Origin of the sequence: Tardiphaga sp., assembly GCF_025356345.1 — a bacterium.
GTDB lineage: Bacteria > Pseudomonadota > Alphaproteobacteria > Rhizobiales > Xanthobacteraceae > Tardiphaga.
The window spans coordinates 1-10,606 of sequence record NZ_JANXTC010000318.1; the positions used below are offsets into that span (position 1 = coordinate 1).

Annotated in this window: 9 protein-coding genes and 1 pseudogene; 2 read left to right on the plus strand and 8 right to left on the minus strand. The window is 66.1% G+C overall.

Going from position 1 to position 10,606, the window contains the following annotated elements; genetic code table 11:
• Nucleotides 1-189: 189 nt before the first annotated feature.
• From Q0S16_RS19360 to Q0S16_RS19375, 4 genes are all read right to left on the minus strand, one after another.
• Nucleotides 190-870: a response regulator transcription factor gene (locus tag Q0S16_RS19360; RefSeq protein ID WP_295851696.1), complete on the minus strand. Its 681-nt coding sequence runs from the start codon at nucleotides 868-870 to the stop codon at nucleotides 190-192.
• Nucleotides 871-1,148: 278 nt separating this feature from the next.
• Complete coding sequence (locus Q0S16_RS19365) at nucleotides 1,149-2,753, minus strand: Do family serine endopeptidase (RefSeq protein ID WP_295851672.1); 1,605 nt, start codon at nucleotides 2,751-2,753, stop codon at nucleotides 1,149-1,151.
• Between the two features lie 184 nt (nucleotides 2,754-2,937).
• Nucleotides 2,938-3,333: a carboxymuconolactone decarboxylase family protein gene (locus Q0S16_RS19370; protein ID WP_295851674.1), complete on the minus strand. Its 396-nt coding sequence runs from the start codon at nucleotides 3,331-3,333 to the stop codon at nucleotides 2,938-2,940.
• 47 nt (nucleotides 3,334-3,380) lie between these two features.
• Nucleotides 3,381-4,349 (minus strand): tripartite tricarboxylate transporter substrate binding protein, encoded by a 969-nt coding sequence (locus Q0S16_RS19375; protein ID WP_295851677.1) that lies wholly within the window; start codon nucleotides 4,347-4,349, stop codon nucleotides 3,381-3,383.
• A gap of 123 nt (nucleotides 4,350-4,472) precedes the next feature.
• Here Q0S16_RS19375 and Q0S16_RS19380 point away from each other — a divergent pair, with 123 nt between their 5' ends.
• Both Q0S16_RS19380 and Q0S16_RS19385 read left to right on the plus strand, forming a co-directional pair.
• The gene (locus Q0S16_RS19380; RefSeq protein WP_295851680.1) at nucleotides 4,473-5,372 is read left to right on the plus strand and encodes an amidohydrolase family protein; all 900 of its coding nucleotides are present in this window, start codon (nucleotides 4,473-4,475) and stop codon (nucleotides 5,370-5,372) included.
• Nucleotides 5,373-5,379: 7 nt separating this feature from the next.
• Nucleotides 5,380-6,057, plus strand: a complete 678-nt coding sequence (locus Q0S16_RS19385; RefSeq protein ID WP_295851683.1) for a GntR family transcriptional regulator — start codon at nucleotides 5,380-5,382, stop codon at nucleotides 6,055-6,057.
• Nucleotides 6,058-6,076: 19 nt separating this feature from the next.
• Here the strand turns inward: Q0S16_RS19385 and Q0S16_RS19390 are convergent, their stop codons facing one another.
• The 4 genes and pseudogenes from Q0S16_RS19390 to ccmI all read right to left on the minus strand — a co-directional run bounded on the left by Q0S16_RS19390 (nucleotide 6,077) and on the right by ccmI (nucleotide 10,344).
• Nucleotides 6,077-6,559, minus strand: coding sequence for a cytochrome c-type biogenesis protein CcmH (locus Q0S16_RS19390; RefSeq protein ID WP_295851686.1), 483 nt, complete (start codon nucleotides 6,557-6,559; stop codon nucleotides 6,077-6,079).
• A 198-nt stretch (nucleotides 6,560-6,757) separates the two neighbouring features.
• A complete protein-coding gene (locus Q0S16_RS19395) occupies nucleotides 6,758-8,740 on the minus strand; it encodes a heme lyase CcmF/NrfE family subunit (protein ID WP_295851690.1) in 1,983 nt (660 codons plus the stop codon).
• A 62-nt stretch (nucleotides 8,741-8,802) separates the two neighbouring features.
• Nucleotides 8,803-9,231, minus strand: a pseudogene (gene ccmE / locus Q0S16_RS19400) (cytochrome c maturation protein CcmE); the annotation flags it as partial.
• 6 nt (nucleotides 9,232-9,237) lie between these two features.
• Nucleotides 9,238-10,344: a c-type cytochrome biogenesis protein CcmI gene (gene ccmI, locus Q0S16_RS19405; protein ID WP_295851694.1), complete on the minus strand. Its 1,107-nt coding sequence runs from the start codon at nucleotides 10,342-10,344 to the stop codon at nucleotides 9,238-9,240.
• Between the last annotated feature and the right edge of the window lie 262 nt (nucleotides 10,345-10,606).

The following is a 10,606-nucleotide window of genomic DNA, read 5'->3' on the forward strand; positions in this document are numbered from 1 at the left end:
TCACAGCAGAATTATTAGGGAACATACACTAGCCTGAGATGATATCACTTTGAGTGTTTGCAAACGTGCGGCAAATCAGCGGTGAACAAACGATCACCACTCCACTCATGGTTGCATCAACCTCTCCTTAAGATTCCGATCGTTGATTCCCTCTCCGCGAAGTCTGCTTCAGCCCGCTGAGCGCGCTAACTACCGAATGCCGTCACGAATCATGTATCCGGCGCCGCGGATCGTGTGCAGCAAGGGCCGTTCAAAGCCCTTGTCGATCTTGGAGCGCAACCGTGAAATGTGGACGTCGATGACGTTGGTCTGCGGATCGAAGTGATAATCCCAGACGTTTTCCAGCAGCATGGTGCGGGTCACCACCTGGCCGGCATGTTTCATCAAATATTCGAGCAGCCGGAATTCACGCGGCTGCAGCGTCAGCTCCTCGGTGCCGCGGTTGACGCGGTGCGACAGCCGGTCAAGTTCGAGATCGCCGACGCGGTAGCTGGTCTCCTCGGCCGGGCCGCCATTGCGGCGCGACAGCACCTCGACCCGGGCCAGCAATTCGGCAAAGGCATAGGGTTTCGGCAAATAGTCGTCGCCGCCGGCCCGCAGGCCCTTGATGCGGTCGTCGACCTGGCCGAGCGCGGACAGGATCAGCGCCGGGGTGTGGTTGCCCTTTTCGCGCAAGCCGCCGATCACGGAGAGGCCGTCGCGCTTCGGCAGCATGCGGTCGACCACCAGCACGTCGTAATCGCCGCTGTCGGCCAGCGCGAAGCCTTCATCGCCATCGCTGGCGAGATCGGCGATGTGACCGACCTCGCGAAACGCCTTGACCAGATAATCGGCGGATTCGCGATCGTCTTCGATAATGAGCAGGCGCATCTGGGGATCGGATTCAGGCTGGGTCGTGTGGATGTCAGTCACCATGGCGCGCACCGGGCTTTCATGCAAGGCGGCGAAACGCGCCTTGTCTTCAAAGAAATAGGCGGTGAAGCTGGGGGAAACTTCACCGCCCACTGTGCCTTCCGGAAGATGGGGTTTGGTCCCCCGGAAGGTGACTGAGGGAGCGAGCTTGTGGCTCGCTCCCGGGAGAGCGCCGTCGGCGGGGGCGACAATGCGTTCGACGCTCTCCGTGACTGGTGATGATCAGTTGGCTGGTGTCAGCTCTTGGCCAGCGGCACCGCGACGAAGCGCGAGGAGCCACCGGAGCGAACCCGGATCAGCACGCTGTTCTTGTTGTCGTTGCGCGCGGCGACGATCGCCTCGCGCACGTCGCCGGGACTGGTGACGTTCTTGCCGGCGACTTCGAGAATCACGTCGCCTTCCTTGAAGCCGCGCTCGGCAGCGGGGCTCTTGGGGTCGACTTCGGTCACCACGACGCCGTCCTTGCCGGCACCGGCCACGCTGCCCGACGGGGCCACCGTCAGTCCGAGGCGGGGAACGTCGCTGCCGCGCGAGGAATTGCCGCGGTCACCCTGGTCGATATCGGCCTTCGCCTCGATCGTGTTCGGCAACTGGCCGAGGGTCAGATTGAGCACCTTGTCCTGGCCCTTATGGGTGACGTTGATCTTGACCGAATTGCCGGGCGCGAAGCCGCCAATGGTGCGGGCGAGTTCGCGGGCATCCTTGACCGGGGTGCCGTTCACCGCGGTGATGACGTCACCGGACTGGATCCCGGCCTTGGCCGCCGGACCGTCGGCCTGGGGCTCCGCCACCAACGCGCCTTCGGCGGTCTTCATGCCGAGGCTGTCGGCGATCTCCTGCGTCACCGGCTGAATCTGCACGCCGATCCAGCCACGGCTGACGCTGCCCTTGTCCTTGAGCTGCGCGATCACCGTCTTCACGGTGGAGGCGGGAATCGAGAACGCGATGCCGACGCTGCCGCCGGACGGTGAATAGATCGCGGTATTGACGCCCATCACCTCGCCCGAGGTATCGAACGCCGGACCGCCGGAATTGCCCTTGTTCACGGGCGCGTCGATCTGGATGAAATCATCATAGGGGCCGTTGCCGATGTCGCGGCCGGAGGCCGAGACGATGCCGGCGGTCACGGTGCCGCCGAGGCCGAACGGATTGCCAACCGCCAGCACCCAGTCGCCGATCCGCGGCTTGCCGTCGGCGAGCTTGGCGAACGGGAAGTCGGTGGCGCCCTCGACCTTGATCAGCGCGAGGTCGGTGCGCGGATCGGTGCCAATCACCTTGGCGCTATAGGTCTTGCCGCCATCGGTGGTGACCTCGACCTTGTCGGCGCCGTCGACCACATGGTTGTTGGTGACGGCGAAACCGTCCGCCGAGATGAAGAAGCCGGAGCCCTGCCCGGTGACCGCGCCACGGCCACTGCCGCGACCGCCGCGCATGCCGGGCGGCATGCCGTCGGGACCATTGAAGCGCTTGAAGAAGCGCTCCATCGGCGAGCCCGGTTGGAACGGCGAATCTTCGTTGTTGTTATTGTTGTCGTCGCTGCGCGCGGCGACCTTCTCCTTGATGTTGACCTTGACCGAGATCACCGACGGCTTCACGCGCTCGACGATGTCGGCGAAGCCGGCGGGGGCCGCGACCTGCGCCTTGACCTGCGTGTCGACCTGGGCGTGCGCGGGGGTCGAGAAACTGTCGAGCGAACGCGGCGCCGGGCTGAGGCCGTAGGCGGCGACGCCGAGGCCGGCGACGACCGACGCCATCAGCGCGAATTTGCGCGCCGAGAACAGCGAGCGGCGGGCCGGCTTGAAAGAAGGCAGGTTGTTGAAATCGGTCGGACGGTCGGTCATCGAAGAATCTCCAGAGCGTCGGTGCGGGGGGCAAGGGCACCGTGTGACCTGAAGATGCGCCACGTCACCTTACGGCGCGCTGGCGGGGGAATTAAGATTTGGTAATCCGGCAAGCAAATTATGTGGCGGGAAGTCGCGGAGGCCCACGGGCTCCAACGGCCGTCTGGTCCGTCGACCCGCCCCCTCAGCGAGCGATTTCCGGATCCGTTTCGGGGAACAGTCCAGACAGGATTTCGCCGGCGAGATTGAATGCGGCGACGCCGCGAAACAGCGCCGCGATCGCCGCGCTGGCATGCAGTTCGTCGAGCGTGGCCCCGGCCTTGATCGCGGCTTTCGCGTGGTTGGTCGCAGCTTCCGAGGTCTGCACGAGCAAAATCGCAAACGACATCAGTTGCACCGTTTTCTGGTCCAGCGCGCCAGGCGTCAGGGCGGCGATCCGCCAATCCTCCAGCGCCGACACCAGATCGGGATCGACACGCATGCCAAGCTCCAGGCGTTTGGCGATCTTCGGCGGCGTAAAGCCGATCATCGTCTCGTAGCGCGACTTCAGTTCGTCGAGTCGGGTCGGTTGGTCGGCCATGAAGTTCTCGCTCTGTGTTGTATGCGTGTCGATTGTCGAGGCCGGCGCTATTCGACCTTGACCCCGGCGGTCTTCACCACCTCGCCCCACTTGGCGGATTCGCCGCGCAGAAACGCATCAAATGCGGCGCCAGACAAGGTCCCCGGCTCGGCGCCGACCTCTGCCAGCCGCTTCGCTGTTTCGGGATCCGTGAGAACCTTGCCGACGGTGTCGATCAGCGTCTTGATCACTTCGGGAGGCGTCCTGGCAGGAGCCACCAGACCGAACCACGACGATGCCTCGAATCCCGCGACGCCGGCCTCGACCATGGTCGGCACGTTCGGGAAGATCGGCGACCGCGTCGCACCGGCGACCGCGATGGCGCGGATCGTGCCGCCCTGCGCCTGCGGACGGATCGCCGGCATATTGTCGAACATCATCGGAATCTGTCCGCCGATCAGATCGTTCATCGCCGGCGCGGCGCCGCGATACGGCACATGGACGATATCGATACCGGCGCGCGTCTTGAGCAGTTCGCCGGCCAGGTGATTGGTGGATCCGTAGCCCGACGATCCGAAATTCAACTTGCCCGGCGAGGCCTTGGCGAGTGCGACCAGCTCGGCGACGGTCGTCGCCGTGACGCTCGGGTTGACGGCCAGCACCATCTGCACCGTCGCGACCAGCGCTACACCTTCAAAGTCCTGCTCCGGATTGAAGGACAGTTGCGGATAGAGCGACTGATTGACGGCCAACGGCCCCGGCGCCGTCAGCAGCAGCGTATAACCATCGGGAGCCGCGCGCGCGACGGATTCCGCCCCGATATTGCCGCCCCCGCCGCCGCGGTTGTCGATCAGCACGGGCTGCCCCCAGAGCTCCTGAAGCTTGGCCCCGATCAGTCGGGCCACGACGTCGTTCGATCCGCCCGCGGGAAATGGCACGACGATACGTACCCCGCGCTCCGGAAATGGCGCAGCCGTCGCCTGCCCGAGTTGAAAGGCCAAGGCCAACGCCGCTACCGCGGAAAACAGTACCCGCATCCGATCCTCCCAGATCATCGATTTTTTTTATATCGTCGATTTTACGTTGACAGCTGTTTGGCCGGTCGTCAATTCTCGCTGCGACGGATGACACGCGTCGGCACAGCGATCGGAATGGAAGCGATGAGTTCACATGCGCCGGGAGCGCCGCCCAGGCCCTGCGCCGGCCCGGATCGTCATCCGAACAAGCCGGCCTTTGCGATGCCGCGCGGCGCTTGTGATTGCCACGTTCACGTGTTCGGACCGCGGGCGATCTTTCCCTTCAGCGAAGCGCGCAGCTACACGCCGGAAGACTGCACGCTTGAGGATTTGCAGCAGTTGCATGCGACGCTCGGTGTCGATCGCGCGGTGATCGTGCACGGCGGCGCCCACGGCACCGACAATCGCGCCACCCTCGCGGCGCTCGACCGCCATCCGCAATCCCTGCGCGGCGTCGCGGTGATTCCGTCCGGCTTGCCGCGACGGGAACTGGAGGACATGCACCGGCGCGGCATGCGCGGCTGCCGCATGTCCACGGTGGTCAGCGGCGGCGCTTCCTTCGACCACCTGCGCGGTCTGGCCGGCGAGACGCTGGACCTTGGCTGGCATCTGGTGCTGCATTTCAATCGCGCGTCCGAACTGGTCGACGTCGCGCCCTTGCTGCGCGAGGTGCGCAGCCCGTTCGTACTCGATCATCTCGCGCGCATCAGCGCGGCGGAAGGCGTCGATTCCGAAGCCTTCACGACCCTGCTGCGGTTGCTCGACACCGACCGTTGCTGGATCAAGCTCGCCAGCCTGTATCGCCTGTCGGCGGAGCCCTATCCGCACCGCGACATGCTGCCGATGATCGAACGCGTGGTCGCCCAGCGCCCGGACCGCATCCTGTGGGGCAGCAACTGGCCGCATCCGATCTGCCCGGTAGCGATGCCGAACGACGGCGACCTCGTCGATCTGATCCCGCTGTGGTTTCCGGATGCGACATCGCAACGCCTCGCGCTGGTGGACAATCCGGCATCGCTGTACGGTTTCGCGGGGGGCGGATGAGGCGACCATGAGCGCCCTGCCTGCCCATCCCGTGCCGACCACGCTGTCGTCCTCCCTCGTCAGGCGCTTGCGCGACTCCATCCTGCGCGGTGAGCTGTTGCCCGGCAGCAAGCTCAATCTCGATCGCCTGCGCACGGCCTTTGGTGTCAGCCTCAGTCCGCTGCGCGAGGCGCTGTGCCGTCTGGAAAATGATGGGCTGGTCGCGCGGATCGACCAGCGCGGATATCGGGTCACGCCGGTATCGGCCGGCAACCTGACAGAGATCATCCGGCTGCGCGTTGAGCTTGAGGGACTGGCGGTCAAGGAAGCGATCCAGCACGGCGACGTCGCCTGGGAGGGTCGCGTGCTGGCCACGCTGCATCAACTCAGCCGCTGCAAGCGCGGGTCCCGCTCCGCGGCGGAACAGGAAGCCTGGGAGATCGCGCACCGCGCCTTCCATGCCGAACTTATTTCGGCGTGCCAGATGCCGCTACTGAGCCAGTTCTGCGCCACGCTACACGACCAGAGTGACCGCTATCGCCGCATCTTCCTGAAGAAGCACCAGCCCGATCGCGATGTGCCGGCGGAACATACGGCGATCGCGCATGCGATGATCGAACGTCGCACCCGGGACGCCGTTCGAATTCTTCGCGAGCACATCGAACGTACCGGGCACAATATTCAGATCGCATTGCCGACCGCCTAGCCGCCGCGCAGCAGGTTTTTTAAGGCAACTTGCCGTCCGCGGCCTCCGCCGCGAGCAACTTTTCCACCCGCGCCGCTTCATCGGCGGTCAGTGTGAGCGCTGCGCCGTCATCCCCCGGCGCAATCGCCCGCCGCCGGTTGCTTCGCCACAGCGCGATAATGCCGCCGAGCAGCAGCAGCGGCGTCAGCCCCCACAGCAGCAGCGTGTGCGCCTCGAAGCGCGGCCTCAGCAGCACGAATTCGCCGTAGCGCGCGACCAGGAAATCCATCACCTGGCGGTTGCTGTCGCCCGCCGTGATGCGCTCGCGGACCAACAGGCGCAGGTCGCGCGCCAGTGGCGCATCGGAATCATCGATCGACTGGTTCTGGCAGACCATGCAGCGCAGTTCCCGCGATAGGTCGCGGGCCCGCGATTCCTGCGACGGATTGGCCATGATCTCGTCGGGCTGCACGGCATAAGCGGGCGACGCTGACACCAACAACGTTGCGATCAGCAACAGCATTGAGATGGAAGCTCCCCTGCGAGCCCAGCACGCCGTAAGCCCCCTCCCCCCGTTGGGGAGAGGGCGGGGGTGAGGGAGCACCGGACCATCGATGGCGCACCGCCCCCTCACCCGACCGGCTTCGCTGCGCTTCGCCAGTCGACCTCTCTCCGATGGGGAGAGGTGATAAAGGAGGCTCCTCGACCGCAAGACAAACATCTACTCCGCCGCCTGCAGCGCGCGCGGCACCTTGGCCGGCTTCGGCGCGCCGACGCGCAGCCGGCGGTCGGACAGCGACAGCAGCCCGCCAAAGGCCATCAGCAGCGGGCCGAACCAGATCAGCAGCACCATTGGCTTGTGATAGATGCGCACCGCGATGCCACCCCCGACGGCGTTCTCGCCGAGCGAGATGTAGAGCTGGCTGGCGCCGCGCGACAGCAGCGCCGCCTCGGTGGTCGAGGATTGCCGCGCGGTGAAATTGCGCTTCGACGGGCTCAGGGCGCCGATCCGCCGGCCGTCCTGGCTGATCGAGAAATTGGCCAGCATCTCGCTGAAATTCGGGCCTTGCCGCTGCGCGATATCATCGAGCCGGAGTTCGTAGCCCGCCAGTTTCGCCACATCGTTCGGCTTCATGGTGCCGATATATTCGCTGTTCCAGGTGGTCTCGCAGACGATGCCGATCAGCGCCACACCGACGCCGGCATGCGCGAAGGCGGTGCCCCAGGTCGAGCGCGGCAGGCCGCGGGCACGGCGCCACGTGGTGCCGAATGGCGAACGGAACAGGCTGATGCGCTCGGCGATATCGGTGACGGCGCCTGCGATCACTAATACCGCCAGGCCAATCGCCAGCGGCGCCAGCGCCGCGCCACCGGAAGTCCAGGCCCAGACCATCGCGATCGCCAGCAGCGCCGCGATGCCCGCCGCCATCAGCCGCTGCGCCACGCCGGCGATGTCGCCGCGCTTCCACGCCAGCAGCGGCCCGAACGGCACCGCCAGCAGCAATGGTACGAACAACGGCCCGAAGGTGAGGTTGAAGAACGGCGCGCCGACCGAGATCTTGTCGCCGGTGATCATTTCCAGCGCCAGCGGATACAGCGTGCCGATGAACACGGTGGCGCAGGCGGTGGTCAGGAACAGATTGTTCAGCACCAGCGCGCCCTCGCGCGAGATCGGCGCGAACAGCCCGCCCTGCTTCAGCGCCGAGGCGCGCCACATATACAGCGTCAGACTGCCGCCGATGAAGACGCACAGGATCATCAGGATGAAGACGCCGCGGGTCGGATCGGTGGCGAAGGCATGCACCGAGGTCAGCACGCCGGAGCGCACCAGGAAGGTGCCGAGCAGCGACAGCGAGAAGGTCAGGATCGCCAGCAAAACGGTCCAGACTTTTAGCGCGTTGCGCTTTTCCATCACCACGGCGGAATGCAGCAGCGCGGTGCCGGACAGCCACGGCATCAGCGAGGCGTTCTCGACCGGATCCCAGAACCACCAGCCGCCCCAGCCGAGTTCGTAATAGGCCCAGTACGAGCCCATCGCGATGCCGAGCGTCAGGAAGATCCACGCCACCAGCGTCCACGGCCGCACCCAGCGCGCCCAGGCCGCGTCGATACGGCCTTCGATCAGCGCGGCCACCGCGAAGGAGAATGCGATCGAGAAGCCGACATAGCCGAGATAGAGCATCGGCGGATGCACCGCGAGGCCGATATCCTGCAGCACCGGGTTGAGATCGCGGCCCTCGATCGGCGGATAGGCGATGCGCAGAAACGGGTTCGAGGTCATCAGGATGAACAGATAGAAGGCACTGGCGATCCAGCCCTGCACCGCCAGCACATGCGCGCGCAGGCTGAGCGGCAGGTTGTTGCCGAACGCGGCGACCAGGCCGCCGAACAGCGCCAGGATCGACACCCACAGCAGCATCGAGCCTTCATGATTGCCCCACACGCCGGTGATCTTGTAGAGCAGCGGCTTGGCGGAATGCGAGTTCTCGAACACGTTGACGACCGAGAAGTCCGAGGTGACGTACAATATCACCAGCGCCAGGAACGCGATGGCCGCGAACAGCAATTGCGCCAGCGCGCTGGAGCGCGCGACATTCATCAGGCCCGGATCGCGCAGCCGCGCGCCCAGGATCGGCACGGTGGACTGGATCAAAGCGAGCGCCAGCGCCAGTACCAGCGCGTAATGTCCGGCTTCGGCGATCACTGGGTCACCTGTTGGGTGGCAGGCGAGGCGCCCGGGGGAATGACGGGCTTGCCGGCGGCGCCTTCCTGCCAGCGTCCCTGCTTTTTCAACGCGTCGGCGACATCCTTCGGCATGTAGTTCTCGTCATGCTTGGCCAGCACGGTGTCGGCCTTGAACACGCCGCCGGCGTCGAGCGCGCCCTCGGCAACGACGCCCTGCCCTTCGCGAAACAGATCCGGCAGGATGCCCTTGTAGGTGACCGGCAAAGCGGCGCCACCGTCGGACACCGTGAAGCTCACCGCGAGATTGTCGCCGCGCACCAGCGAGCCCTGCTCCACCATGCCGCCGAGCCGGAACCGCTTGCCGACCGGCACATGCTTTTCCGCCGCCATGGTCGGGGTCGAGAAGAACACGATCGAATCGCGCAGCGCGTTCAGCACCAGGCCAGCCGCGATCGCCAGCACCACCAGCGCGCCTCCGATCATCGTCAATCGCCGCTGCTTGCGCGTCATGAAATCCTATCCATCAAGCCCGAAATTCTTCAGGCCGTCATTCAGCTGCTCGAGTTTTCCGGCTTCGCCGCCGACCGCCTGCCGCGCCTCGATCAGCGCGCTTTTCGCGCTGTCGCGGTCGCCGAGCACCATATAGGCACGAACCAGCCGCAACCATCCCTCGACGTCATGGCCGTCCTGCTTCAGCCGCGTCGCCAGCCGGTCGACCATGCCGCGCACCATGGCGGAGCGGTCCTCGGCATTCATGCCCTGCACCGAAGCGAGGGTGTCGTCGGACAGCGCCGGCAGGCCCGGCAATGCGCCGCCGACCCGCGCCAGGGCCGCCTGCACGGTCGGGCGCCACGGCGCATCGGCCGGCGCCTTCGCCAGCATCGCGCGCCAGATCGCGCCGGCGTCGGGGCCGCGGCCGTCCTGTTCCGCGGCAAGGCCGAGGAAATAGCGCGCCTTGACCTCGTCGACATCCAGCGCCACCGCGCGCTCGAATTCGGTCTTGGCGTCGGCGGTGACGACGCCATTGGCGGCGGCGGCCAGCGCCTCGCCCAGATCGGCGCGGCGCGCGGCATTGTCGCCATTATAAATGATGGCGTTGCGGAACGCGGTGACCGCCTCGTCATAGCGGCCGAGCCGGCCCAGCACCGGCGCCAGCACGCTCCAGCCGCGGCCGTCGGTCGGGTTCTTCTCCAGATGCGCCTGGACCTGCGCCACCAGATTGTCGAACGGCTGGGCCGCGCTCGGCGTCAAATTGCGTCGCGCCAGCGGGAAATCCGCCATCCGCGGCGAGCCCAGCGGCAGATAGATGAGGATCGCGATCGCCGGCAGCCCAACCAGCGCCAGCACCGCCACCGCGCGCCGAACCCTCGGGCTGACGCGCGCGGTGATCCCGCTTTCGGCATCGACCGCGGCCAGCAGGCGGCGGCTGATTTCGACCCGCGCGGCCTCCGCTTCCGGGGGCCCGATCAACCCCGCCGCGGCATCACGGCCGATTTCGGCAAGCTGGTCCTTGTACACCGCCGCCTCGGTGCCGCCGCCACTGGAGCGGGGCCGGCCGAGCGGCCACAGCACGGCGAAGATCGCCGCGGCGGTCATCAGCGCGAACACAAACCAAAGGGTCATCCACGGGTTCCGGTGCCGGCGCCGCTGCGATCGGCGGCTGCCATAGGTCGCGTTACACCATGTCTAAACCGGCCGCGCAATTGACAAATGCGGCACCGCCCGCGGCAAAAACTTGATGTAAATCAAGGCGTAGGCTTACCCCGCCTGTTTCGGCTGGCGTTCCACCACGACCATGGCGTTGTCGGCGGCGCGGCCCATCAGCGCGGCGGAGTCCTGACCGAACAGCGCCTGGCAGAAGCGGATCGCCGCCTTGACCTGCATC